The following is a 24,795-nucleotide window of genomic DNA, read 5'->3' as shown; positions in this document are numbered from 1 at the left end:
CGTTCGGGACGGCCCCGTCGTACGGCGGGCCCACGGTCCGCGTGATCGTACCGCCGGGCAGGTGTGCCCGGGTGCCCGCCGGGGCACGGTGCCCTCATGCCTCGCGACCACATCCTCGCCGTGATCCAGGCCGGCGGGACCGGTGGCCGCATGGACGTGCTGACCCGGGAGCGGGCGAAGCCGGCGCTGCCGTTCGCGGGCGTGTTCCAGCTGGTCGACTTCCCGCTCTCCAACCTCGCCCACAGCGGCATCACCGACGTGTGGCTCTCCGTGCAGTTCCTCGGCGCGAGCCTGGGTGAGCAGGTGCGCAACGGCCGCCCCTGGGACCTGGACCGCAACCGGGGCGGGTTGCGGCTGCTGATGCCCGAGGAGGGCAACGGCAGCGCCGACGAGGACGGCTTCGCCCACGGCAACGCCGACGAGCTGTACCGGATCCGCGACCAGGTCACCGAGGAGGACCCCGACCTGCTGGTGGTGCTCAGCGCCGACCACGTCTACCGGTTCGACCTCATGGACGCGGTGCGGACCCACCGGCGCACGGGCGCCGAGTGCACCGTCGTCACCACCACCGTGCCGGTCGAGGAGGCCGGCGATCACGCGACGGTCGAGACCGACGCGGACGGACGGGTGACCGGCTTCGCCTACAAGCCCGACCGGCCGCGCACGGGCACGATCGCGGCCGAGATCTTCGTGTACGACCCGGCCGTCCTCGTGCCGGTGCTCGAGCAGCTGCACCGCGAGCTCGGCATGGACGCGGACGAGGGGGACAGCGGGCTCGGGGACTTCGGCGACCACCTGCTGCCGCGCCTCGTCGACCGGGGCCGGGTCTTCGCCCACGCGATGCCGGGCTACTGGAGGGACCTCGGGCAGCCGCACAAGTACCTCGCCGCCCACCGTGACGTGCTCGTCGACGACCGCGGCGTGCTCGGCGAGCCCGGCTGGCCGATCATCGGCCACCAGCTGCAGCGGCCCCCCGCGCGGGTGCTCGACGGCGGCCGGGTGGCCGACAGCCTGCTCAGCCCCGGCTCGGTCGTCCGGGGAACGGTCCTGCGCAGCGTGCTCGGGCCCGGGGTGGTCGTCGAGGAGGGCGCGCTGGTCCGCGACAGCGTGGTCTTCCAGGACACGGTGGTCGCCGAGGGCGCCCGGCTGGACTGGTCGATCATCGACCGGGACTGCGTGGTCGGCCACGCCGCCGAGGTCGGCGAGCCCGACACCGACCCGGACGACCCGGACGCCATCGTGCTCGTCGGGCGCGGCTCGACCATCGGACCGGGCGTGGCCCTCGGCGCGGGCTCGCGGCTGGAGCCGGGCACCACGGCCTGACCGCTACCCGGCCTGGCGCAGCTCGTCGCGCAGGTCGCCGAGGATCCGGCTGAGCAGCCGGGAGACCTGCATCTGGGTCACCCCGAGGTCCTGCCCGATCTCCTCCTGGGTGAGGTCCTCGAAGAAGCGCAGGTAGAGGATCCGGCGGTGCCGCTCGGGGAGGCGGCGTACGACTGGTGCCAGCATGAGGCGGGCCTCGGCCGGGGAGCTGGCGTCCTCCTCGTCGGTGATCAGGTCGCCCATCGCGGTCGCCGTCTCGTGCGCGAGCGGCTGGTCGAGCGACGTCGGCTGGAAGCAGCCGAAGGCCGCGGCGGCGTCGCGGTAGTCCTCGACGCTGGTCCCCAGCTCGTCGGCGATCTCCTGCTCGGAGGGCTCGTGCCCGAGGTCCTGGGTGAGCCGCTCGACCACCTGGTTGACCCGCCACTGCAGCTCCTGGATGCGGCGCGGCGGCCGCACGGTCCAGCCCTGGTCGCGGAAGTAGCGCTGCAGCTCGCCGCGGATCGTCGGTACGGCGTAGGTGAGCAGGTCGTGGCGCAAGGTGGGGTCGAAGCGGCGTACCGCCTTGGTGAGGCCTTCGTAGGCGACCTGCCGGAGGTCCTCCTGGGCGACGCCCCGGTTGCGGAAGCGGGCGGCGACCGCGTCGGCCACCCCGCGGTTGACCAGCACCACCCGGCCCAGCACCTCGTCGCGCTCCGCGGCGTCCCTCGTCGCGGCCGCGACCTCGAGGAGCCGCGTGGTGAGCTCGGCGCGCTCCGACCGGCTGAGGCCGCCTTCGGGCCGCTCCGCGGCCTCGACGGGGGTGAGCGTGGCGGTGGGCGTTGCCGTGACCATGAGGCGACCTCCTTGCCGAGTGATGGTGGTGGTGGCTACGCCCGGCCCATACCCGACCGAAATCGGCCGGCAAACGCCGCCGGACCAGAAACGCCCGAAAGGGTGAGACCACCGCGGTGTCGCGGTGCGCGACGTGGGTACCCGGCGGAGGACCGATCCGTCGAGCGAGAGGGACACGCCATGAGGGCAGTGACCTGGCAGGGCCGCAAGGACATCCGCGTCGAGGAGGTGCCGGATCCGCGCATCGAGGAGCCCACGGACGCGATCGTCCGGGTGACGACGACCGGGCTCTGCGGGTCCGACCTGCACCTCTACGACCCCCTGACCCCGTTCATGACGCCGGGCGACATCGTGGGTCACGAGCCCATGGGCATCGTCGAGGCCGTCGGCTCGGGCGTGACCGAGCTGGCGGTCGGCGACCGGGTCGTCGTGCCGTTCAACATCAGCTGCGGCTCGTGCTGGATGTGCGAGCGGCACCTCTACAGCCAGTGCGAGACCACGCAGAACCGCGACACCGGCACCGGCGCCAGCCTGTTCGGCTACAGCTTGCTGTACGGCGCTGTGCCGGGCGGGCAGGCCGAGCTGCTGCGGGTCCCGTTCGCGAACTTCCTGCCGGTCAAGGTGCCCGAGGGCCCGCCGGACGACCGCTTCGTCTACCTCTCCGACGTGCTGCCGACCGCCTGGCAGGGCGTGGAGTACGCCGCCGTCCCCGAGGGCGGCACGCTGCTCGTGCTCGGCGCCGGCCCGATCGGCGACATGGCGTCGCGGATCGCGATGCACCGTGGCATCCGCGTGATCGTGGTCGACCGGGTGCCCGAGCGCCTGCACCGGGTGGCGGCCCGCGGTGCGGAGACGATCGACCTCGACGCGATCGACGACGTGGCGGACCGGGTGCGTGAGCTGACCGGAGGGCGTGGCGCCGACAGCGTCCTGGAGGCGGTGGGCATGGAGGCGCACGGCTCGCCGGTGGCCGAGGCGGTGCAGAAGTCGATGCGGCTGCTGCCGAAGAGGCTCCAGCAGCTGATGATGACGAACATGAGCGTCGAGCGGCTCGCGGCGCTCTACCTCGCCTTCGAGGCGGTCCGGCGCGGTGGCACCGTGTCGATCTCGGGGGTGTACGGCGGCTCCTCCGACCCGATGCCGATGATGCAGCTGTTCGACAAGCAGCTGCAGCTGCGCATGGGCCAGGCCAACGTCCGGGCATGGACCGACGAGCTCCTCGCGCTGCTCCAGCAGGACGAGGACCATCTCGGCGTCGAGGGCTTCCCGACCCACCGCCTCCCGCTGGACGCGGCGCCCGAGGCCTACGCGACGTTCCAGGCCAAGGAGGACGGGATGGTCAAGGTCCTCTTCAAGCCCTGACCGTCCATCCTCCGGACCGCTCGCCGTCTCGACGACGGCGGGCGGTCGGGTGCGTTATGGTGTCCGGGTCATGACGCGCAACCTCCTCCTTCGCTGCCGCAGCGAGGTCTGAGCCAGAGCCGGACCCCCTCGCTGCGGGTGAGTGTGCGCGCCGGCCCCGCCCCGAGCACCAGCTCACACCCTTGCGAGGACCTCATGACCATTCCCCAGCAGCAGCCCAGCGGCATGCCGTTCCGGCGCTACCGCGCGTTCCCGCCGATCGACCTGCCGGACCGCACCTGGCCCGGACGGACGATCACCCAGGCGCCCCGCTGGCTCTCCACCGACCTGCGCGACGGCAACCAGGCGCTGATCGACCCGATGTCGCCCGCGCGCAAGATGAAGATGTTCGACCTCCTCGTCACGATGGGCTACAAGGAGATCGAGGTCGGCTTCCCGTCGGCCAGTGAGACCGACTTCAGCTTCGTGCGCCAGCTCATCGAGAGCGACCACATCCCCGACGACGTGACGATCTCGGTGCTGACCCAGGCCCGTGAGGACCTCATCGAGCGCAGCGTGCAGTCGCTGATCGGCGTACCCCGCGCCAACATCCACCTCTACAACGCGCTGGCGCCGCTGTTCCGCCGCGTGGTGTTCCGGGCCAGCAGGGACGAGGTCAAGGACATCGCCGTCCGCGGCACCCAGATGGTGATGAAGCACGCCGAGAGCTACCTCGACACGACCGTGATCGGCTACGAGTACAGCCCCGAGATCTTCACCTCCACCGAGCTGCCGTTCTCGGTCGAGGTGTGCGAGGCGGTCTCGGACGTGTGGCAGCCCGACGACGGCCGCGAGATCATCCTCAACTTGCCCGCGACGATCGAGGTCGCGACCCCGAACGTGTACGCCGACCAGATCGAGTGGTTCTCCCGCCAGCTGACCCGCCGCGAGAACACCGTGATCTCACTGCACCCCCACAACGACCGCGGGACGGCCGTCGCCGCCACCGAGCTGGCCGTGATGGCCGGCGCCGACCGGGTCGAGGGCTGCCTGTTCGGCCACGGCGAGCGCACCGGCAACGTCGACCTGGTGACGCTGGCGCTCAACCTGTTCAGCCAGGGCGTCGACCCGCAGGTCGACCTGTCCGACATCGACGAGATCCGCCGCACGGTCGAGTACTGCACGCAGCTGCCCGTCCACCCGCGGCACCCGTACGCCGGCGACCTGGTCTACACGGCGTTCTCCGGCTCCCACCAGGACGCGATCAAGAAGGGCCTGGAGGACCTCGACCGGCAGGCCGAGGAGCAGGGCGTGTCCGTGCGCGACCTGCCCTGGGAGGCGCCGTACCTGCCGATCGACCCCAAGGACGTGGGCCGCACCTACGAGGCCGTGATCCGGGTCAACAGCCAGTCGGGCAAGGGCGGGGTGGCCTACATCCTCAAGGCCGAGCACAAGCTCGACCTCCCGCGCCGGGCGCAGATCGAGTTCAGCCGGGTCGTGCAGGAGCGCACCGATGCGGAGGGCGGCGAGCTCACCGCCGACGAGATCTGGGCGATCTTCAGTGCCGAGTACCTCGACCGCGAGACGCCGCTGAAGCTCAACTCCGTGCACACCTCCTCGGCGGCGGGGGAGAAGGACGCCCTCGCCGTCAACGTGTACGTCGACGGCGAGATCCGCACGCTCCACGGTGTCGGCAACGGCCCGATCGCGGCGTTCGTCAACGCGATCAACGAGCTGCCCCATGACTGGGACGTGCGGGTGCTGGACTACGCCGAGCACGCGCTCTCCGCCGGCGGCGACGCACTCGCCGCGGCGTACGTCGAGTGCCTGGTCCGCGACCAGGTCTACTGGGGCGTGGGGGTCGACGCGAACATCGTCACCGCCTCCCTCAAGGCCGTGATCAGCGCGGTGAACAGGACGGCCTAGCCCCGCTACCGCGCGAGGGGCAGCCGCACGGTGAACGTCGTGCCCTCCAGGTGGGCGGACTCGACGTCGATCCGGCCGCCGTGGGCGGCGACGGTGGCGGCCACGATCGACAGGCCGAGTCCGGTGCCCTGGATCGCGCGGTCCTGGGCGGTCGAGGAGCGGAAGAACCGCTGGAACAGGCCGGACTGCTCCTCGGCCGGGATCCCGAGGCCGGTGTCGCTGACCGTCAACCACGCCTCGTCGTCGTGCCGCGCGACGCGGCACTCGATGCGGCCGCCGTCCTCGGTGAACTTCACCGCGTTGCCGAGCAGGTTGGTGAACACCCGCTCGAGCTGGAGCCGGTCGCCGAGGACGAGCACGGGGTCGGGGTGGGCGAGCATCACCAGCTCGAGGTCGCGTCCGGACAGCAGCGGCCGCACCGACTCCTCGGCCGACGGGAGCAGCGAGCCCAGGTCGATCGTCTCGTGCTCCCAGCCGGCGGCGCCGGAGTCGAGACCGCTGAGCGTCAGCAGGTCGTCGCAGAGCAGGATCAGCCGCTGGCCGTTGCGCGCGATGCTGTCCAGCATCGGGCGCTGCTCCGGGGTCGGGTCGCCGACCGAGCCGTCCTCGAGCAGCTCGGTGTAGCCGACGATGCTGGTCACCGGGGTGCGCAGCTCGTGGCTGACCGTGGAGACGAACTCGTTCTTGGCCTCGTCGAGCTGGCGCAGCCGCTCCACGGCGAGCCGCTCCTTCTCCAGGGCGGCGATCAGCAGCTCCTGGCTGGCCCGGGCCTCGGTGACGTCACGGCCCACGCACAGGTAGCCGACCCGGGCGGCGAAGGCGTCGGCGGCGACGCTGAGCGTCATCGCCACGGTGTGCCGGCGGCCGTCGGCGCCGACCCACGTCCAGTCGTGCGCTTTCGTCTCGCCGCCGGCCGCGATGCCCGCGACGAGCTTCGCGAACGCATCCTCGCCCGCTGCGCCCCCGCACCGCTCGGCCAGCTCGTCGGGGTCGAGCAGGTCGGTGAACGCGACACCGACCATGTCCTGCGGGTCGTGCCCGAGCAGGGCGACCGCGCCCGTGTTGAACAGGGTGATCCGGCCTCGCGGGTCGATGCCGATCAGTGCGACCGCGGTGGCCGCGTCCAGGAGGTGCTGGTTGAGGCCGGCCGCGGTGCGCTCGGCGGTCACGTCGGTGCCGGTGATCACGACGTACGTCGGGCGGTCCCGCTCGTCGCACACGTAGCCGGTGTTCCACAGCACCCGGCGCCGGCCGCCTGGCCGGGTGACGACGTCGGTCTCGCGGCTCACCTGCCCGGCGGGCTCGTCGGGCAGGCCGGCCGGGTAGCCGCTCGAGCCGGCCGCGGCGAACGGCATGTCCCAGATCTCGGCGCCGACCAGGTCGTCCTCGGCGAACCCGGTCACGGTCGTCGTCGCCCTGTTGACCCGCACGACCACCCCCGCGAGATCGGTCACGAGGATCATCGCCGCGGTGGTGTCCAGGGCGGCCACGGTCAGCTTCTCGGCCGCCTCCAGCTGACGGCGGGCGTCGTACTCGGTCGTGACGTCCAGCAGCTGTGCGGAGTACGTCGGCTCCGGGTCGGTGGTGAGCAGGGAGACCGCGATGTTGACGCGGGCGCCGGGCCGGTCCCGCAGCCCGGTCTGCGCCCGCCAGCCGTCGGTGTTGCCGCCGAGCATCTGCGTCGCGATCAGGTCGAGCGGCTCGGTCGTGTCGAGCACCTCGGACAGGCTGCGCCCGATCGGCGTCCGGGCCCCGCCGATGATCCGGGCGGCGGCGTCGTTGACGTCGACGATCTCGAGGGGGCTCCGGCCGGTGCGCAGCAGCACCATCCCGATCATCGACTCGGTGAAGTTGCGGCGGAACAGCCTCTCGCTCGCGGTCAGCCGCTCGAGCAGGCGGTGCCGCAGGTCCATGGCGAGCGCGAGCGGGGTGGCGACGACCGCGGTGCACAGCAGGTACGCCTGGACCAGCGTGGCCATCGCACTGGCGCCGATGTCCCCGGACTCGAAGTCCGACCCGAGCGGGCCGCCGCCGAGCGAGCTGAGGTAGGTGACCACCACCGCGAAGCCGACGACCTCCCAGGTCACCGTGCGCAGGTCGAGCCGCAGCGCCGCCCACGCCAGCAGCGGCAGCGGCAGGATCGACAGCGCGAGGGTCTGACCGGGGGCGAAGACCACGGCGGTCACCGCAACCAGGGTCGCGGCCTGCGCCACGGCCTCCCCGGTGAGCCGGGAGCGGGTGCGGTTCATCGCGGCGAGCGCGGCGGGGACGATCACCAGCGTCGAGGTTGCGTGGGAGGTGTAGACGGTGCGCGCGGTCCGCCAGACGCTGCCCTCGGCGAGCACCCCCACGGCGAGGGGGGCGATGACCGCGATCGCGAGCGCGCCGATCAGGGCCGCGACGGCCACCCGCCCGAGGTCCTCGAACGACGACAGCTGAGGGGGCCGGTCACCACGCCGCAGCAGGGCCCCGGCGAGCAGCGCCTCGGCGGCGTCGCCGGCGCCGAAGACCGCCGACACGTCCAGGTCGCGCCCACCGGTGAGGTTCGCGAGCGTGCAGACCACCGTGATCGCGACGATCAAGGGAGCCCAGTGCCGGCGCGGCGTGAACGCCACCAGCACCACCGCCAGGCCGGCGCCGGGCCACCACGCGGCGACCGCGCCGTGCTCGGGGGCGAACGTCACGGCCACGGTGCTCGCGCCGTAGACCGCGGCCAGCAGCGCCAGCAGGACCGGCCACGAGAGCTGGTCGCGGCGGGGGGACATGGATGCAGTGTGTTCCACGCGCCGACGGAGTGCACGCTTCTGACGCAGATCACCGGTGCACGCCGGGCCCTGCCCTATGTTGGGCGCATGCTGGTGTCGGAGCGGATCGGGCAGTTCTTCGTGGAGACCGACGCGGGCCGCGACCGTCTCGAGTACACCGAGTACGGCGCCGGCGACGCCTGGGTAGTGCTCCTGCCCGGCGAGCTGATGCCGCGCCGGATGCAGCAGCCGTTGGCGCGGGTGCTCGCCGGCGAGGGCCTGCACGTGGTGACGCTCGACCCGCTCGGCCACGGCCGGTCCGACCGGCCCGCGGACCCGCACGCCTACTCGGTGACCGCGTTCGCCGAGCAGGTGGTCGCGCTCCTCGACCACCTGGGCGCCGCCCAGGCGGTCGTGGGCGGCAGCGGGCTCGGCGCCAACGTCGCGCTGGAGACGGCCGTGCTGGCCCGGCCCCGGGTGCGTGGGCTGATCCTCGACGCGCCGATCCTCGACAACGGCGTGGAGGCCGGCATCCTCGCGCTCGGGCCGCTGCTCCTCGCCGCCCGCTTCGCGCCGTTCTCGGTGAGCGCGCTGCGCCGCCTGACCCGCCCGGTGCCGCGCGGCATCGTGCCGTTCTGGGCCGGCATCGTGCTCGACACCTGCGACCAGCGCCCCGCGTCGATGGCCGCGCTGCTGCACGGCCTGTTCTTCGGCCGGGCCGCGCCGTCGGCCCGGGAGCGCCGGGCGATCGCAGTCCCCGCGCTGGTGGTCGGCCACCGGGGCGACCTCATGCACTCGATGGCCGACGCCGCGATGCTCGCCGACGAGCTGCCCCGCGGCACGTTCGTCAAGGCGCGCTCGGTCGCCGAGTGGCGTCTCCGGCCCGAGCGGCTGGACCGGGCCGCAGTGGGCCTGGCGACCGGCTGCTGGAAGACACCCCGTCGCGGACGCCGCGCCCCCGCCTGATTTCACCGGGCAGAGGGCAGAATGGCCCAGTGCTCTACCGCGACGAGGCGATCGTGCTGCGCACCCACAAGCTGGGTGAGGCCGACCGCATCGTCACGCTCCTGACCCGGCAGCGCGGCCGGGTGCGGGCGGTCGCCAAGGGCGTACGCCGCACCACCTCGCGCTTCGGGTCCCGGCTCGAGCCGTTCACCCATGTGGACCTGCAGCTCGCCGAGGGCCGCAGTCTCGACACGATCACGCAGGCCGAGACGCTGACGCCGTTCTCCAAGGGCCTCGGGCTCGACTACGACCGCTACACCGCCGGCACGGTGATGCTCGAGACCGCCGACCGGCTGGTGGCCGAGGAGCGCGAGCCGTCGGTGCAGCAGTTCCTGCTCCTCGTCGGCGGGCTGCGCGCGATGGTGGCGGGGGAGCACGCACCCGGGCAGGTGCTGGACTCCTACCTGCTGCGGTCGCTGTCCGTGGCCGGCTACGCGCCGTCGTTCGACCACTGCGCGCGCTGCGGCACCCTGCCGTCCGAGGGTGCGACGCACCGCTGGTTCAACCCCTCGATGGGCGGCATGCTCTGCGCGACCTGCCGGGTCCCGGGCTCCGCGTCACCCGCCCCGGAGACCGTGGCGCTGCTCGGTGCCCTCCTCGCCGGCGACTGGGCCGTGGTCGACCCCGCTCTTGCCCGCAACCTCAAGGAGGCGAGCACGCTGGTGTCCGCCTACCTCGCCTGGCACCTCGAGCGCGGCCTCAAGTCGCTGGCGTACGTCGAGCGCTGACCCGCGGGTTCCGGCCGGCACGATCCCGCCTCGGCACTAGGCTCGCGGACGTGAGACGAGCTGTGCGCCAGCCCACCCCGCACCCGTCGGGGGCGCGCCCGCCGGCCCTTCCGCCGGAGCTGGTGCCCCGGCACGTCGCGATCGTCATGGACGGCAACGGGCGCTGGGCCAAGCAGCGCGGGCTGCCGCGGACCAAGGGGCACGAGCGCGGCGAGCACTCGCTGTTCGACGTGGTCGAGGGCGCGATCGAGATCGGGGTGAAGGCGATCTCGGCGTACGCCTTCTCGACCGAGAACTGGACCCGCTCGCCCGACGAGGTCCGCTTCCTGATGGGCTTCAACCGCGACGTGATCCGGCGCCGTCGCGACGAGATGCACGAGCTGGGCGTCCGGGTCCGGTGGGCGGGCCGTGCGCCGCGGCTGTGGAAGTCGGTGGTCCGTGAGCTGCAGGTCGCCGAGGAGCTGACCCGGCACAACGACGTGCTGACGCTGACGATGTGCGTCAACTACGGCGGCCGAGCGGAGCTCGCCGACACCGCCCGCAGCATCGCCCGCGAGGTCGCCGCCGGCCGGCTCGACCCTTCGAGGATCGACGAGAAGACCTTCGCCAAGCACCTCTACGTCCCAGAGCAGTCCGACGCCGACCTCGTCTGGCGGACGTCGGGAGAGCAGCGGCTCTCGAACTTCATGCTCTGGCAGGCGGCCTACTCCGAGCTGGTCTTCACCGACGTGCTCTGGCCCGACGTCGACCGCCGTCACCTGTGGCACGCGATCGAGCTCTACGCGAGCCGCGACCGGCGGTACGGCGGCGCGGCGCCCAACCCGGTCCCGGTCGAGGATTGAGCCCGCCGGCATGAGCGGTCTCGGTTCGCGGCTGGACGCCCTGCGCCGCCGGCTGCTCTTCACCGACGAGCCCGACGCCGGGGTGCTGCAGGGCGTCTTCGCGCTGCTGTTCGGCTTCGACCTGGCCCTCCGAGCCGCGGGCGGGTCGTCGCTCGGGCTCCGATCCTGGCCGGTCGTCGGTCTGGTCGTGATCGTCGCCGGGTGCGCGGCCGCCGTCCTGGTCCCGTGGGACCGGCTCCCCGGCTGGTCCGTCGGGCTGCTGCCCGTGCTCGACATCGCGGCGCTCGGGTTCTCGCGGATGGATCACGCCGGCGGCGCGACCGGCACGCTCGCGGTCGTGCCGGCGTTGTGGCTGGGTCGTCAGTTCGGGATGCGCGGCGCCCTCGTGGCGTTCCTGGGGACGGTCTTCCTGCTGGCGGTGCCGGGTCTGCTCTATGTGGGCGTCTCGGGTGCGAACCTCACCCGCACCGTGGTCATCCCGGTGGTCGCGGGGTGGGCGGCGCTCGCGATGTCGGCGGCGCTCGGGCGGGTTCGCGCGAGCCTCCAGGTCATCGAGCACCAGCGGCGGGTGTCGCAGGCGATCTTCGACACCGTCGACGTCGGCCTGCTCCTGCTCGATCGCGACGGCGGCTACGAGGGGGTGAACCGCCGGCACCTGGAGTTCATGCGGCTCGCCTTCCCGTCCGGGCACGACGGGCGCGCCGGACAGGCCGGTGAGGTCTACGACTCGTGGGGCAGACACCTGGTCGAGAAGAAGGACATGCCGACGCACCGGGCCAGCCAGGGCGAGGAGTTCGACGACGTCCGGATCTGGATCGGGGCGGACCCGTTGACCCGCCGAGCGGTGTCGGTCTCCGCGCGCCGAGTCGAGGACGACGCCGGCCGGTTCGCCGGCGCCTCGCTCGCGTACAAGGACGTCACCGACTACATGCGGGCACTGAAGGTCAAGGACGACTTCGTCGCGTCGGTGTCCCACGAGCTGCGGACGCCGCTGACCTCGATCGTCGGCTACGTGAACATCGTGCTCGAGCGCGACGACCTGCCACCGGACGTCGTCGCCCAGCTCGAGGTCGTCTCTCGCAACACGGTCCGGCTGCACCGGCTGGTCGCGGACCTGCTGCACACCGCCCGCACCGACCAGGGCCCGATGCCGGTGGTCCGGATCCCCACCGACCTCGCCGCGATCGTGCGCGACTGCGTGAAGGCGGCGGCACCGGCGGCGGCGCGCAACGGCATCACCATCGAGATGGACACCCCCGAGTCACTGATCGTGCTGGCCGACGAGGAGCGGATCGGCCAGGTGGTCGACAACCTGGTCTCGAACGCCGTGAAGTACACCCACGCCGGCGGCCGGGTCAGCGTGTCGCTGAGGATCGATGCCACCCGCGCCGAGCTCAGCGTCGCCGACACCGGCATCGGGATCTCCGCCGCCGACCGGGACCGGCTGTTCACGCGGTTCTTCCGCACCCGGCAGGCCGAGCAGCGCTCCATCCAGGGCGTCGGGCTCGGGCTGAGCATCACCAAGTCGATCGTGGAGAGCCACGGCGGCCGGATCGAGGTCGAGAGCGAGCTCGACGCCGGCAGCGTGTTCCGGGTGCGGCTGCCGCTCGGGCCCGAGCCCCGTCGTGACGAGCGTTAGCCGCAGCTGCGGCAGGTGCCGAAGATCTCCAGTGTGTGGCTGACGTCGGCGTACCCGTGCTCGGCGGCGATGGCGCGCGTCCAGCGCTCCACCGTCGGACCCTCGACCTCGACGGTCGCGCCGCAGGAGCGGCACACCAGGTGGTGGTGGTGGCTGTCGGAGCAGCGCCGGTAGATGGCCTCGCCGTCCTCGGTGCGCAGCACGTCGACGTCGCCGGCTTCGGCCAGCCGCTGCAGCGTGCGGTAGACCGTGGCCAGACCGACCGGCTCGCCCCGCTCGCCGAGCAGCTCGTGGATCTCCTGGGCCGAGCGGAAGTCGGCGAAGGAGTCCAGGGCCTCGGTGACCGCGCGGCGCTGCCGGGTCGGCCGCAGCGCCGGGCCGGGTCCGGGGTCGTCAGTGCTCGTCATAGTGCCTCCCGTGCGGGGCGTGCCGGTGCCCGTCGTGGACGTAGTCCACGTGGTCGCCGTGGGGTACGGCGACGTGGCCGCAGTCGTCCCCGTGGTCGTGCGGGTGCTCGTCGATGGTCTGGTGGGCGGCAGCCGCGACCACCGGGAACGGGCGCCGCATCCGCTGGCGCGAGCGCAGCCACACGCCGACCGGCCACGACACCGTGAAGCAGGCGAGGGCCAGGAGCACGATCGTGGGCCCGGGCTGGACCGTCGTACCGTCCGGGGCCGCAGCCGAGATCAGCAGCCCGCCGACGGCTGCGAGCATGCCGAGCGCCATCGCGGCGAGCAGCGTGCCGCGGAACGAGCGGGTCAGCTGCTGGGCCGTCGCCACCGGGACCACCATCAGCGCCGACACCAGCAGCAGCCCGACCGTGCGCATCGCGACGCTGACGCTCACGGCGGCGAGCACGGCGACCAGCACGTTGTAGACGCGGATGTTGAGCCCGGCGACCTGGGCGAACTCCTGGTCCTGCGCGACCGCGAAGAGCTGCGGGGCGAGCCCGATCCCGAGGAGGACCACTGCACCGGCGAGCCCCATCGTCACCAGCACGTCGCCGACCGACATCGTGGTGATCGACCCGAACAGGTAGGTCTGCAGCCGGGCGCCGCTCTGGCCGGCGAGCCCGGTGATCAGCACGCCGCCCGCGAGCCCGCCGTAGAACAGCAGGGCGAGCGCGACGTCGCCGTTGGCGTGGCCGCGCTCGCGGATCACCTCGATGAGGATCGCTCCGAGCACCGACACCAGCACCGCGGTCCACACCGGCGAGACGCCGGTGAGCAGGCCGAGCGCGACTCCGGTGACCGCGACGTGGCCGATGCCGTCGCCCATCAGCGCGAGGCGGCGCTGCACGAGGTAGGTGCCGACGACGGGTGCGGCCAGGCCGGTGAACAGCGCCGCGATGATCGCGCGCTGCATGAACGGCAGGCTCAGCAGGTGCAGGTAGTCGCTCACCGGCCGACCTCCCCGGAGCCGTCGAGCGGCCCGGCCACGTGCGGTGCGTGGTCGTGGCGGGCCGGGTCGTCGTGGTGGTGGCCGTGGCCCTGGTCGACGTGGTCGAGGTGCACCATCGCCAGGTCCTGGGCCAGGTCGTGAGCCAGGTCGGGGTGGTGCACCTGGTCGTGAGTGAGCGGCGGGCCGTCGTAGCTGACGCGACCGTCGCGCATCACCACGGCCCGGTCGATCAGCGGCGCCATCGGGCCGAGCTCGTGGGCGACCAGCACGATCGTCGCGCCGCGGGCCGACAGCGTCCGGAGGCTGTCGGCGAGCACCTGCTGGCTGGGCAGGTCGACCCCGGCGGTCGGCTCGTCGAGGAAGAACAGGTCGGGCTCCCCGGCCAGTGCGCGGGCGATGAGCACCCGCTGCTGCTGGCCCCCGGACAGGGTCGAGACCCCGTCGCCGGCCCGGTCCGCCAGCCCGACGACCTCCAGCGCGTCGGTGATCGCGGCACGGTCGCGCCGACCCAGCGGTCGGAACAGCGGCCGGTGGGTCAACCGCCCGGACGCCACGACCTCCCACACCGACGCGGGGATCCCGGACGCCGCGCTGCCGCGCTGGGGCACGTAGCCGACCCGGCGCCAGTCGTGGAAGTCGTCGTACGGCGTCCCGAACAGCCGCAGGCTGCCCGCGGCGAGCGGGTGCAGGCCGGTGAGCGCACGGACCAGCGTGGACTTGCCCGAGCCGTTGGCGCCCATCAGCGCGACGAACTCACCGGACCGGACGGCCAGGTCGATGCCGCGCAGGATCGGGCGCCCGGCGATCGCGACCGCGCCACCGGTCAGCGCGATCACGGGCCCGGCGTGCACCTCGGGGGACTCGCTCAACAGCCGTTCGCCTCCTCGAGCGCAGAGAGGTTGGCGCGCATGAGGGAAAGGTAGTCCTCGTCCTCGGTGCGGTCGGTCAACCCCTCGATGGGGTCGAGCACCTCGCTCCGTGCCCCGGTGGCCTCGGCGAGCGCGTCCGCGCTCTTGGCGCTGACGATCGACTCGGAGAACACCGTGGTCACCCCGTCCTCGCGGATCAGGTCCTGCAGCCGGGCGAGGTCTGCCGGCGTCGGCTCGGAGTCGGGGGAGAGGCCGAGGATCGCCTCCATGTCGACGCCGTAGCGCTGCAGGTAGCCGAACGCGTCGTGGCTGACGACCACGGTGGTCCGGTCGCACTGCGCGAGGCCCTCGGTGTAGTCCTGGTCGAGCTGCTCCAGGTCGTCGCGCAGCTCGGCGGCGCCGGTGCGGTAGTCCGGGGCGTGGTCGGGGTCGACGTCGGCCAGCTGCTCGGCGACCGCGTCGCCGACGTCGGCGAGCAGCAGCGGGTCCAGCCAGAAGTGCGGGTCGAGCTCGTCGGAGTCGACGCCGTGCTCGCGGAACGGCACCAGGTCGACCGCGTCGGCGGCGTCGAGGACGTCACCGCGGGCGTTCTCCCCGACGGCGGCGTCGACGGCCGGCTGGAAGCCGCGCTCGTAGACGACGAGGTTGGCCTCGGTGATCTCGGCGGTGACCTCGACCGACGGCTCGAGGTCGTGCGGCTCACCGCCCGGGGCGGTCAGGTTGGTGACGTCCACGTGGTCGCCGCCGACCCGCTCGGCGACGTACGCGAGGGGGTAGAACGCCGCGGCGACCTCGACCCCGCCGGCGGAGGAGGCGGGGTCGGCGCCGTCGTCGGTGAACGCGGCGCAGCCGCTCAGGGACAGGACGCTCGCCGACAGGACGGCGAGGGTCGCGGCGACGTGGCTCTTCATGAGAATCATTCTCAGTCTAGTTGAGAACCGTTGTCAACTCGGTGGCGCGTAGGATCGGCGCGTGCTGGTCGTGAACAGGTTCCGGGTGCCGCTGTCGGACGGCGAGGCGTTCCGAGAGGACCTGGCGACGGCGCACCGCACGCTCGCCGCGTGTCGGGGGTACGCCGGCGGCGAGATCGGCCGCAACGTCGACGACCCCGAGCTGTGGGTGCTGACCACCCGGTGGGCCGACGTGGGCAGCTATCGGCGGGCGCTGTCGACCTACGACGTGAAGCTGCACGCGGTCGCCGTGCTGAGCCGCGCGCTCGACGAGCCTTCCGCCTACGAGGCCGCGGAGCCGGGCACCACCCTCAATGTCGCCTCGCCGCGTGGTTCCTGAGGAGGTCGTGCAGCGACCGTCTCGAAGGGGTCGTTAGGCTGACCTTTCCGACTCGTTCCTCCCGTCGGTCCCACCAGCCAGCGTCTGACCGGCAGCCAGCCGGCCAACAACCCAGGAGAGCCACCGTGGCCAAGCCGCCGCCGTCCACCGTCGATCACGTCGTCTCCCTCGCCAAGCGTCGGGGTTTCGTCTACCCGTGCGGTGAGATCTACGGCGGCACCAAGTCGGCCTGGGACTACGGGCCGCTCGGCGTGGAGCTCAAGGAGAACATCAAGCGCCAGTGGTGGAAGTCGATGGTCACCATGCGCGACGACATGGTGGGCCTGGACTCCAGCATCATCCTGCCGCGCCCCGTGTGGGAGGCCAGCGGCCACGTCGACACGTTCATGGACCCGCTGACCGAGTGCCAGTCGTGCCACAAGCGGTTCCGCGCCGACCACCTCCAGGAGGAGGTCGCGGAGAAGAAGTCCAAGGACGGCGTGACCGTGGACCCCGACGACGTCGACCTCAAGACCGTCGCCTGCCCCAACTGCGGCACCCGCGGCGCGTGGACCGAGCCGCGCCAGTTCTCCGGCCTGCTCAAGACCTACCTCGGCGTCCTCGAGGACGAGTCGGGCCTGCACTACCTGCGGCCCGAGACCGCTCAGGGCATCTTCATCAACTTCGCCAACGTCGTGACCTCCAGCCGCCAGAAGCCGCCGTTCGGCATCGCCCAGATCGGCAAGAGCTTCCGCAACGAGATCACCCCGGGCAACTTCATCTTCCGCACCCGCGAGTTCGAGCAGATGGAGATGGAGTTCTTCGTCAAGCCGGGCGAGGACCAGGAGTGGCACCAGTACTGGATCGACGAGCGCACCCGCTGGTACGTCGACCTCGGCATCGACCCCGACAACCTGCGCCACTTCGAGCACCCGCAGGAGAAGCTCAGCCACTACTCCACCCGCACCGTCGACATCGAGTACCGCTTCCGGTTCGCGGGCTCGGAGTGGGGCGAGCTCGAGGGCATCGCCAACCGCACCGACTTCGACCTGACCACGCACTCCAAGCACTCCGGGCAGGACCTGTCCTACTTCGACCAGGCCAACAACGAGCGCTACGTGCCCTACGTCATCGAGCCGGCCGCGGGTCTCTCGCGCAGCCTGATGACGTTCCTGGTCGACGCCTACACCGAGGACGAGGCACCCAACACCAAGGGCGGCGTCGACAAGCGCACCGTGCTGCGCCTCGACCCGCGCCTGGCTCCGGTCAAGGTCGCCGTGCTGCCGCTGTCGCGCAACGCCGACCTGTCGCCCAAGGCCAAGGACCTCGCGATGGAGCTGCGCCGCGCGGGCTGGAACGTCGACTTCGACGACTCCGGCGCGATCGGCCGCCGCTACCGCCGCCAGGACGAGATCGGCACGCCGTACTGCGTGACCGTCGACTTCGAGACCCTCGACGACCTGGCGGTGACCGTGCGCGAGCGCGACAGCATGCAGCAGGAGCGGGTGGGTCTCGATCGGATCAGCGCCTACTTCGCCGAGCGTTTCGTCGGCTGCTGACCGCCCGCCCATGCAGAATGACCGCATGATCCGGGTCCCCACGCTGGTCGCCGCGGCGGTTGCCGGGGCGCTCGCGCTCGCCGGCTGCTCGTCCTCCGATGACGGCGGCGCCACGCCGGACGACGGTGGTACGCCGCAGTCGACCGGCGGGTCGAGCGCCGCTGCCACGCCGTACCTCCCGGTGCCCGACGGGGTGACGCTGACCGAGCAGGGCAGCCAGCTGGCGGTCGGGGACCACGCGGTGGTCGCCTACGAGCCGCGCCAGGACCAGGTCGCCGCGCTCGACATCGCGGTCAACCGGCTCGAGACGACGTCGATCAAGGACTTCTCGGCCTGGCAGCTCAGCGACGCCCAGCAGGCCTCCACGCCCTACTACGTGCGGGCCCGGATCGAGAACGTCGGCGACACCGACCTCGGCGGCCGCCCGGTGCCGCTCTACGTGGTCAACGACGCCAACGTGCTCCTCGAGCCGACACCGTTCGCGAGCTCCTTCAAGCCGTGCCCGAGCACGCCGCTGCCTGAGAAGTTCGGGCCGGGCGACATCGCCCGGGTGTGCCTGGTCTACCTCGCCCCCAACCACGGCGACCTCGTGGCGGTGAGCTTCCGGCCCGAGGAGACGTTCAACCCGATCACCTGGACCGGGGACGTCGAGAAGTACGTCGCACCGAAGCCGGCGGGCGACTCCAAGACCGGTGGAGGCAAGGCCGGCAAGGGCGGCACCCGCGGCGGCAAGGGCGGCACCCGGGGCGGCAAGGGCGGCACGCGGGGCGGCTGAGTCCCTGGGCTCGGATTTGGGAGGCCCCGTGCCCCACCCGGACAATGGGCCCATGTCCTCGACCGCCGCGCCTCTCCCGGGGCTGACGCTCGGGTCGCTGCACGTCGACACCCCCGTGGTGCTCGCGCCGATGGCGGGCATCACCAACGCGGCCTATCGCCGCCTGTGCGCCGAGCAGGGCGCCGGGCTGTACGTGTGCGAGATGATCACCAGCCGCGGGCTGGTCGAGGGCGACCAGCACACCAAGGACATGCTGGTCTTCGACGACCTGGAGACGATCCGCTCGGTCCAGCTCTACGGCAGCGACCCCGTCTACGTCGGCAAGGCCGCCGAGATCCTCTGCGCCGAGTACGGCGTCGCGCACATCGACCTCAACTTCGGCTGCCCGGTCCCCAAGGTGACCCGCAAGGGCGGCGGCGGTGCGCTGCCGTGGAAGCGGGGGCTGCTCGCCGAGATCCTGGAGGCGGCCGTCGCCGCGGCCACGCCGTACGACGTGCCGGTCACGATGAAGACCCGCAAGGGCATCGACGACGACCACCTGACCTACCTCGACGCCGGCCGGATCGCCCAGGAGGCGGGCTGCGCGGCGATCGCGCTGCACGGGCGGACCGTCGCCCAGGCCTACTCCGGCGCGGCCGACTGGGACGCGATCGCGGCGCTGGTCGACCATGTCGACATCCCGGTGCTCGGAAACGGCGACATCTGGGAGGCCGCGGACGCGGTCCGGATGGTCGAGGAGACCGGTGCCGCGGGCGTCGTGGTCGGCCGGGGCTGCCTGGGCCGGCCCTGGCTCTTCCGCGACCTGGCCGCGGCGTTCGCCGGCGAGCGGGTCGCGACGCTGCCGCGGCTCGGCGAGGTGACCGCGATGATGCGCCGGCACGCCGAGCTGCTGTGCCACCACCTGGGCGAGGAGCGCGGCTGCAAGGAGTTCCGCAAGCACGTCACCTGGTACCTCAAGGGCTTCGCCGCGGGCGGGGAGATGCGCCGCTCGCTGGGTCTGGTCGACAGCCTGGCGGCCCTCGACCGGTTGCTCGCGGATCTCGACCCCGACGAGCCGTTCCCGGTGCGGGAGCTGGGCGCCCCGCGTGGGCGGCAGGGCTCGCCGCGGGACCGGGTCGCGCTGCCCGAGGGCTGGCTCGACGACGCGGACGGCAGCGGCTGCCACGTCCAGGAGGACGCGGACGAGACCACCGGCGGCTGAGCCCGTCGTGACCGGGAACACCCCCGGCCGGTCGGGGGGAGATTGGGACAGGGCTGCGCGCCTGTGGTTGACTCGGGCCGTCGTTGCCTTTTCGTGACCTTTCGGGGGGTCGGGGAGGGCGGACATCCCCCGTACGCAACAGCAAAGGATCAGCGCTGTGGCAGAGCATCGCCACAAGCGGGAGACCACTGCCCGCCGCATGCCCCGAGCAGCAGCAGTTGCCGGACCCCTCGCCCTCCTGGCGACCGCCTCGGCCGTGACGCTGGGGGTGCTCGCGAGCAGCCCCGAGGCGCGTAACCTCGTCGCGCAGGAGAGCACCGCCGGCCTCGGCGCCGAGGCAGCTGCCGCCGACCGCCCGCCGATTCTCTCGCGTGCCGGGTCCCGGACCGAGCCGGTCGAGCTGCGCAAGTCGGTCGTGGCCGCGCGCGAGCGCGCCGCGACCCAGCGGGCCGTGGCGCGCGCGGACACCAGGCTGTGGACCACGACCACGCTCAACCTGTGGTCGGACTCCGGCGCGGACGCCACCCAGGTCGGCGAGGTCGAGGCCGGCAAGCGCGTGCTCGTCACCGGCCGCAAGGCCGGGGACCGGGTCGAGATCGTCTGGCAGGGCAAGTCGCGCTGGGTGACCGCGGGCTACCTCTCCGAGGACAAGCCGCTCACCGCGGCTGCCGGCCTCTCGATGGCCCCGTGCCCCGACCCCGGCGTGGAGAGCGGGCTCACCTCCGACGCCGTGTACGTCTACCGCTCGGTGTGCCACGCGTTCCCGCAGATCACGTCGTACGGCGGCTGGGACGGCCATGGGGAGCACTCGTCCGGGCGGGCGCTGGACATCATGACCAGCGACGTCGCGCTCGGCGACGCGATCGCGGAGTTCCTGCAGGAGCACGCCGCCGAGCTCAACCTCTACGACATCCTGTGGCGCCAGCGGATCTGGACGCCGGTGCGGGCGAGCGAGGGCTGGCGCTCGCTGCCGTCACGCGGCTCGGCGACGGCCGACCACTACGACCACGTGCACGTCGCGACCAACGGCTGAGCCTCGAGCCGCTCTCAGAGCAGGCGCGTGAGCCGGGTCTTCTTGAGGTTCTCACGCACGATCCAGGCCACGTCCGGGTCGGAGTCGTCGAGCGCCCAGAACGCAGGCAGCCCCTGCGCGGGGTCCGCGGCGACCGCCACGCTCCAGCAGTAGCCGAGGCCCTGCCGCAGCGTCCGCACGTCGGTGTCGCGGCGGGTCTCGGCCGGCCGGGCGGCCAGCGACGACGTCGTACGCCGGCACACCTCGATCGCGACCGCGGCGGCGGCCGGGCCGACGAGCAGCCGGGGCTCGCAGATGGCCGCGGCGGCGGCCCGCTGGACGAGCGGGTGCGGGTCGGCGGCCCAGTCGAGCACGATCATCTCGAGCGCCGGGAGGTTCAGGTCACCGAGCCGCTGCAGGGCCATCGCCACGGCCTCCCGGACACGCCAGCGCTCGTCGGTCGCGAGCTCGCGGAGCCGGTCCAGCACCGCGGGATCGGTGGCGGTGGCGCCGAGCCCGAGGACGCCGCAGAACGTCCGGTACTCGTCGCCGCTGGCGATCAGCTCGTCGTCCAGTGCGGTATCGGCGACGTCGGCGAGGGCGAGCGCGAGCTCGATGTTGCCGCGTGGACCGGGCAGGTCGGAGTGCCGGTCGAGGTACGCCGGCCAGGCGGAGCGGTCGATCCGACCGAGGTCGGCACGGTACTCGTCGATCCGGTTCACGCGCGTTCTCCTTCGCTCCGCACCTCGCTGGGCACGTGGTAGCGCAGCCAGACGAGGCCGTCGGCGTGCTGCTGCTGGTCGGTGAGCTCGAGGCCGGTCACGACGCCCTCGGACCACGACCCGGGCGTCCCGGCCAGGCAGGGGTGGACGAGCAGGCTGAGCTCGTCGACGAGGCCCTGGTCCAGCAGGGCCCGCACCAGCTGCCCGCCGCTGTCGACCCGAACGGTCGCGGCGCCCTCGTCGCCGAGGAGGTCCAGGATCGCCGCGAGGTCGACGCGGTCGTGGCCGGCGACCATCGAGACGACGTCCGGGTCGGGCGGCGACTGCTCGGTGCGGGCGGCGACGACGGCGCGCCACCGGCCGCAGTCCCGCAGGCGTGCCCAGGAGTGCACCCGGCAGCCGGAGTCGACGACCACGAGGAGCGGGCCGTGTCGGGAGGGTCCCGGGCCGGCCTCGTCCACCGCGCCCTCCTGGGCGAGGATCGTGTCCGCCCCCGTGAGGGTCACGTCCTCCTTCCAGGTCGGGACGATGGCGTAGTAGGCGCCCACGTCGACCGGGAAGCCCGCCGTCGCGCCGTCGAGGGAGACGGCGAGGTGCGCGACGACGTACGGCCGGCCGGCTGGCATGCCCCGACGCTAGGGCCCGGCGCCGGCGGTGTGGCAGGGGCTCCCTGCACCTCCTGGCCAGGACCTTGGACCCGCCCGGTCCTGGGGGCCCCTAGAGTCTGGGGCGATGGATCACCTGGAGCTGTACGACGCCGCCGCGCGCGAGCGCCTCGTCGAAGAACCCCCCAAGCGCGTCGATGCGCCCGTGCGCACGCCGTTCGAGCGCGACCGCGCCCGGCTGGTGCACGCTGCGGCGTCGCGCCGGCTGGCGGCCAAGACGCAGGTGGTCGGCCCGCAGAGCGACGACTTCGTGCGCAACCGGCTCACCCACAGCCTCGAGGTGGCCCAGGTCGCCCGGGACCTCTCCCGGGCGCTGGGCAGCCAGCCCGACATCGCCGAGACCGCCGCGCTCGCCCACGACCTGGGGCACCCGCCGTTCGGCCACAACGGCGAGCGGGTGCTGGCCGAGCTGGGGGAGTCCTGCGGCGGCTTCGAGGGCAACGCCCAGACGCTGCGGCTGCTCACCCGGCTTGAGGCCAAGACCGTCGACGCCTCCGGCCGCTCGGTCGGGCTCAACCTCACCCGCGCCACGCTCGACGCGTGCACGAAGTACCCCTGGCCGCGCTCGGCGGCCGACGCGCCCCAGGGCGTGCACGCCGACGGGTCGCCGAGGCTGGTGCTGAAGTTCGGCGTCTACGACGACGACCGCCCCGTCTTCGACTGGATGCGCCAGGGCGCCGTCGGCCTCCGGCAGTGCCTCGAGGCGCAGGTCATGGACCTCGCCGACGACGTCGCCTACTCCGTGCACGACATCGAGGACGGCGTCGTCGCCCAGCGGGTCGACCTCACCGTGATCGACGAGGCTGAGGTCTGGGAGACGGTCCGCGACTGGTACCTCCCCACCGCCACCGACGACGTCCTCTCCGCGACCCTCGCCGGGCTGCGCGGGGTGGGCAGCTGGCCGGAGACGCCGTACGACGGCTCCCGACGCTCGCTCGCCGCGCTGAAGAACCTCACCAGCGACCTGATCGGTCGCTTCTGCGGCGCGGTCCAGCACGCGACGTTCGCCGCCAGCGACGGGCCGTTCGTCCGCTACGCCGCCGACCTGGTCGTGCCCGAGCAGACCCGCCTCGAGATGGCCGTGCTCAAGGGCATCGCCGCCCACTACGTCATGCGCGCCGACGACCGGGTCGCCACGATGGTCCGCCAGCGCGAGCTGCTCGCCGAGCTGGTCGCCGTCCTCGCCCACCGCGGGCCGGACGGCCTCGAGCGGCCGTTCGCCGACGACTGGGGGGCCGCCGCCGACGATGCCGCCCGGCTGCGCGTGGTGATCGACCAGGTCGCCTCGCTCACCGACGCCAGCGCGTACGCCTGGCACCACGCGCTGCGCTCGCGATGACCGCGAGACGGGGGCGGGTCGTCCTGCTGACCGGGGCGTCGAGCTCGGGCAAGGGCAGCATCGCGCGAGCGCTGCTCGGCCTGCTCCCGGACCCGTGGTTCCACTTCCCGGTCGACGCCCTGGGCGCGATGCGCTCGACCGACCACACCCGCGCCCTCGACGACGCCGAGACCGACGCCGTGCTGCGCCGGACCCGGCTCGGCTACCACCGAGCGGTGGCGGCGCTCGCGTCGGTGGGCAACGACGTGGTCATGGACTACCCGCTCAGCGAGCCGTGGCGGCTGGACGACCTGCTCGACGTCCTCGACGGGTACGACGTGACGCTGGTCGACGTGCGCTGCTCGCCCGACGAGCTGGACCGGCGGGAGCGGGCCCGAGCTGACCGCCCGATCGGGCTCGCACGGTCGCAGACGCTGGTGAACGGAGATGCCGACATCGTGGTCGACACGACGAGCACGTCGGCGGAGTCGTGTGCCGCGGTCATCGCGGCAGCACTCGACTCGCTCCCCGCGCCGAAGGCGTTCGACCGCCTCCGTGCCCGCAGCTGATGAGCTTCGGTCGTCTCACTCAGCCCGCCGGAGGTCGCGTGCGTCCGGGGAACGCTCGAAGCCCGCTGAGGCGTACGCCGCGACGGCGCCGACGTTGGCGCTCGGCGTGCACACGGTCGCGCTAGATGCGCCCATCTCTCTGAGCGCAGCCGCCGCCGCGAGGGTGATCGCCCGGCCGTGACCCCGTCCGCGGTGCTCGGGACGCACGCCGATCGGCTCGAGCAGCCCCGGCCGCCCGCGACCGGACGACCACACACCGGCCACCGCCACCGCCTCTCCGTCCTCGCCGAAGGCCGTCAGGCAGCGGGCGTCGGCGTACGGCGGGCTCGCGGCCATGTTCTGCCAGCGCTCGACCGCCGTGCGGCGGTCCGCGTCGGTCATCGTCGTGCCGCGGAACGCCGACCAGTGGATCTCGGTCCACAAGGCGGCGCCGTCGGGCCCGGTCGTCTCGACGCGCGGGCCGCAGCGCGGCACGGGGTCGGTGAGGTCGAGGTGGAGCGGCGTCCAGGGCTCGTCGTACTCCCACCCCCGTTCGAGGAGGCCCTGCGCGAGCAGCGGACCGCAGCGTGCCTCGACGACTGCCGTGCCGGCGTCCAGCACTCCGCGCTCGGGCGCCTCGATGTCGGTGAGGACGCGCTCGATGATCTCGTCGTCGCTCTGGAGGTCGGGGGCGACGGCCATCCGCAGCAGCTGCGGTGCGTCCAACAGCCCGATCGCCACGACCCGTTCGCCGCGGGACCACACGCGCAGGTCGGCAGCCGTGCGTTCGGCGCCGTCGCGCCAGTGGAACCCCAGGTCGCCGGGGTGCAGCTGCATCGGCGCGCGGTCGACTTGCCACTCGCGGAGCGACTCCGCCGCGCGGCTCAGACCGGCGACGTCCGGTGTCACCATCACGATCCTCACGAGGTCGATCAAGTCATGGCGCGCATTCCCGGGCAACCGGATTGTGCCCGGGGTGCGCCTGACGGCCTGCGCGGGGTGGCGGAGGCCGGGCGGCTTGCGGGCAGGCGTGTGGGCAGGTGTGTGGTCCCGCTTCCTGGTTCTCGAGGGAGTGTG

At 72.8% G+C, this 24,795-nt stretch carries 23 protein-coding genes; 14 read left to right on the top strand and 9 right to left on the bottom strand.

Going from position 1 to position 24,795, the window contains the following annotated elements; all coding sequences use genetic code 11:
- Positions 1 to 96: 96 nt before the first annotated feature.
- Entirely contained in the window at positions 97 to 1,323 is a 1,227-nt protein-coding gene (locus QQZ14_RS08925; protein ID WP_284533904.1) for a glucose-1-phosphate adenylyltransferase family protein, read from the top strand.
- A gap of 3 nt (positions 1,324 to 1,326) precedes the next feature.
- On the opposite strand, the gene QQZ14_RS08920 is transcribed toward QQZ14_RS08925, so the two are convergent.
- Positions 1,327 to 2,154 carry a sigma-70 family RNA polymerase sigma factor gene (locus tag QQZ14_RS08920; protein ID WP_284533903.1) on the bottom strand — a complete coding sequence of 276 codons (828 nt, stop codon included), beginning with the start codon at positions 2,152 to 2,154 and terminating at the stop codon, positions 1,327 to 1,329.
- A gap of 180 nt (positions 2,155 to 2,334) precedes the next feature.
- Here QQZ14_RS08920 and QQZ14_RS08915 point away from each other — a divergent pair, with 180 nt between their 5' ends.
- Positions 2,335 to 3,516: a zinc-dependent alcohol dehydrogenase gene (locus tag QQZ14_RS08915; RefSeq protein ID WP_284533902.1), complete on the top strand. Its 1,182-nt coding sequence runs from the start codon at positions 2,335 to 2,337 to the stop codon at positions 3,514 to 3,516.
- 195 nt (positions 3,517 to 3,711) lie between these two features.
- Positions 3,712 to 5,421: a 2-isopropylmalate synthase gene (leuA, locus tag QQZ14_RS08910; protein WP_284533901.1), complete on the top strand. Its 1,710-nt coding sequence runs from the start codon at positions 3,712 to 3,714 to the stop codon at positions 5,419 to 5,421.
- 5 nt (positions 5,422 to 5,426) lie between these two features.
- On the opposite strand, the gene QQZ14_RS08905 is transcribed toward leuA, so the two are convergent.
- Positions 5,427 to 8,186 carry an ATP-binding protein gene (locus tag QQZ14_RS08905; RefSeq protein WP_284533900.1) on the bottom strand — a complete coding sequence of 920 codons (2,760 nt, stop codon included), beginning with the start codon at positions 8,184 to 8,186 and terminating at the stop codon, positions 5,427 to 5,429.
- An 87-nt stretch (positions 8,187 to 8,273) separates the two neighbouring features.
- Between QQZ14_RS08905 and QQZ14_RS08900 the strand changes: the two genes are divergently transcribed.
- From QQZ14_RS08900 to QQZ14_RS08885, 4 genes are read left to right on the top strand one after another with little or no spacing between them, the layout of a single operon-like run.
- Entirely contained in the window at positions 8,274 to 9,131 is an 858-nt protein-coding gene (locus QQZ14_RS08900; RefSeq protein WP_284533899.1) for an alpha/beta fold hydrolase, read from the top strand.
- Between the two features lie 29 nt (positions 9,132 to 9,160).
- Positions 9,161 to 9,898 (top strand): DNA repair protein RecO, encoded by a 738-nt coding sequence (gene recO / locus QQZ14_RS08895; RefSeq protein WP_284533898.1) that lies wholly within the window; start codon positions 9,161 to 9,163, stop codon positions 9,896 to 9,898.
- A 50-nt stretch (positions 9,899 to 9,948) separates the two neighbouring features.
- Entirely contained in the window at positions 9,949 to 10,740 is a 792-nt protein-coding gene (locus QQZ14_RS08890; RefSeq protein ID WP_284533897.1) for an isoprenyl transferase, read from the top strand.
- A 10-nt stretch (positions 10,741 to 10,750) separates the two neighbouring features.
- On the top strand, positions 10,751 to 12,379 hold the full coding sequence (locus QQZ14_RS08885) for a sensor histidine kinase (RefSeq protein WP_284533896.1): 1,629 nt from the start codon (positions 10,751 to 10,753) through the stop codon (positions 12,377 to 12,379).
- On the opposite strand, the gene QQZ14_RS08880 is transcribed toward QQZ14_RS08885, so the two are convergent.
- Genes QQZ14_RS08880 through QQZ14_RS08865 form a run of 4 tightly spaced genes read right to left on the bottom strand, consistent with a single transcriptional unit; the run spans position 12,376 to position 15,560 of the window.
- The gene (locus tag QQZ14_RS08880) at positions 12,376 to 12,786 is read right to left on the bottom strand and encodes a Fur family transcriptional regulator (RefSeq protein ID WP_284533895.1); all 411 of its coding nucleotides are present in this window, start codon (positions 12,784 to 12,786) and stop codon (positions 12,376 to 12,378) included. The two genes, QQZ14_RS08885 and QQZ14_RS08880, sit on opposite strands and share 4 nt — an antisense overlap.
- On the bottom strand, positions 12,773 to 13,780 hold the full coding sequence (locus QQZ14_RS08875; RefSeq protein ID WP_284533894.1) for a metal ABC transporter permease: 1,008 nt from the start codon (positions 13,778 to 13,780) through the stop codon (positions 12,773 to 12,775). Before QQZ14_RS08875 ends, QQZ14_RS08880 begins: the two co-directional genes overlap by 14 nt.
- On the bottom strand, positions 13,777 to 14,649 hold the full coding sequence (locus tag QQZ14_RS08870; RefSeq protein WP_284533893.1) for a metal ABC transporter ATP-binding protein: 873 nt from the start codon (positions 14,647 to 14,649) through the stop codon (positions 13,777 to 13,779). The genes QQZ14_RS08875 and QQZ14_RS08870 overlap by 4 nt, the downstream gene beginning before the upstream one ends.
- A complete protein-coding gene (locus tag QQZ14_RS08865; RefSeq protein ID WP_284533892.1) occupies positions 14,646 to 15,560 on the bottom strand; it encodes a metal ABC transporter substrate-binding protein in 915 nt (304 codons plus the stop codon). The genes QQZ14_RS08870 and QQZ14_RS08865 overlap by 4 nt, the downstream gene beginning before the upstream one ends.
- A gap of 61 nt (positions 15,561 to 15,621) precedes the next feature.
- Between QQZ14_RS08865 and QQZ14_RS08860 the strand changes: the two genes are divergently transcribed.
- From QQZ14_RS08860 to QQZ14_RS08840, 5 genes are all read left to right on the top strand, one after another.
- Positions 15,622 to 15,939: an antibiotic biosynthesis monooxygenase family protein gene (locus QQZ14_RS08860; RefSeq protein WP_284533891.1), complete on the top strand. Its 318-nt coding sequence runs from the start codon at positions 15,622 to 15,624 to the stop codon at positions 15,937 to 15,939.
- 125 nt (positions 15,940 to 16,064) lie between these two features.
- Complete coding sequence (locus QQZ14_RS08855; RefSeq protein WP_284533890.1) at positions 16,065 to 17,477, top strand: glycine--tRNA ligase; 1,413 nt, start codon at positions 16,065 to 16,067, stop codon at positions 17,475 to 17,477.
- Positions 17,478 to 17,502: 25 nt separating this feature from the next.
- Positions 17,503 to 18,252, top strand: coding sequence for a hypothetical protein (locus QQZ14_RS08850; RefSeq protein ID WP_284533889.1), 750 nt, complete (start codon positions 17,503 to 17,505; stop codon positions 18,250 to 18,252).
- A 52-nt stretch (positions 18,253 to 18,304) separates the two neighbouring features.
- The gene (gene dusB / locus QQZ14_RS08845; RefSeq protein WP_284533888.1) at positions 18,305 to 19,453 is read left to right on the top strand and encodes a tRNA dihydrouridine synthase DusB; all 1,149 of its coding nucleotides are present in this window, start codon (positions 18,305 to 18,307) and stop codon (positions 19,451 to 19,453) included.
- A 157-nt stretch (positions 19,454 to 19,610) separates the two neighbouring features.
- Positions 19,611 to 20,486, top strand: coding sequence for a mucin-2 protein (locus QQZ14_RS08840; RefSeq protein ID WP_284533887.1), 876 nt, complete (start codon positions 19,611 to 19,613; stop codon positions 20,484 to 20,486).
- A gap of 14 nt (positions 20,487 to 20,500) precedes the next feature.
- Here the strand turns inward: QQZ14_RS08840 and QQZ14_RS08835 are convergent, their stop codons facing one another.
- Together QQZ14_RS08835 and QQZ14_RS08830 are read right to left on the bottom strand one after the other, a co-directional pair.
- On the bottom strand, positions 20,501 to 21,187 hold the full coding sequence (locus tag QQZ14_RS08835) for a HEAT repeat domain-containing protein (RefSeq protein WP_284533886.1): 687 nt from the start codon (positions 21,185 to 21,187) through the stop codon (positions 20,501 to 20,503).
- Positions 21,184 to 21,813: a RibD family protein gene (locus QQZ14_RS08830; protein ID WP_284533885.1), complete on the bottom strand. Its 630-nt coding sequence runs from the start codon at positions 21,811 to 21,813 to the stop codon at positions 21,184 to 21,186. Before QQZ14_RS08830 ends, QQZ14_RS08835 begins: the two co-directional genes overlap by 4 nt.
- Before the next feature lie 106 nt (positions 21,814 to 21,919).
- Here QQZ14_RS08830 and QQZ14_RS08825 point away from each other — a divergent pair, with 106 nt between their 5' ends.
- Positions 21,920 to 23,191 (top strand): deoxyguanosinetriphosphate triphosphohydrolase, encoded by a 1,272-nt coding sequence (locus QQZ14_RS08825; protein WP_284533884.1) that lies wholly within the window; start codon positions 21,920 to 21,922, stop codon positions 23,189 to 23,191.
- Positions 23,188 to 23,739, top strand: a complete 552-nt coding sequence (locus QQZ14_RS08820) for a chloramphenicol phosphotransferase CPT family protein (protein WP_284533883.1) — start codon at positions 23,188 to 23,190, stop codon at positions 23,737 to 23,739. The genes QQZ14_RS08825 and QQZ14_RS08820 overlap by 4 nt, the downstream gene beginning before the upstream one ends.
- A gap of 15 nt (positions 23,740 to 23,754) precedes the next feature.
- Here QQZ14_RS08820 and QQZ14_RS08815 read toward each other — a convergent pair whose 3' ends face one another.
- Positions 23,755 to 24,630, bottom strand: a complete 876-nt coding sequence (locus QQZ14_RS08815; RefSeq protein ID WP_284533882.1) for a GNAT family N-acetyltransferase — start codon at positions 24,628 to 24,630, stop codon at positions 23,755 to 23,757.
- Positions 24,631 to 24,795 lie beyond the last annotated feature (165 nt).

The sequence above is a fragment of the Nocardioides sp. T2.26MG-1 genome, assembly GCF_950101795.1.
Classification (GTDB): domain Bacteria; phylum Actinomycetota; class Actinomycetes; order Propionibacteriales; family Nocardioidaceae; genus Nocardioides.
Note: the sequence above shows the minus strand (reverse complement) of the source record. Positions and strands in the feature narration are given on the sequence as shown.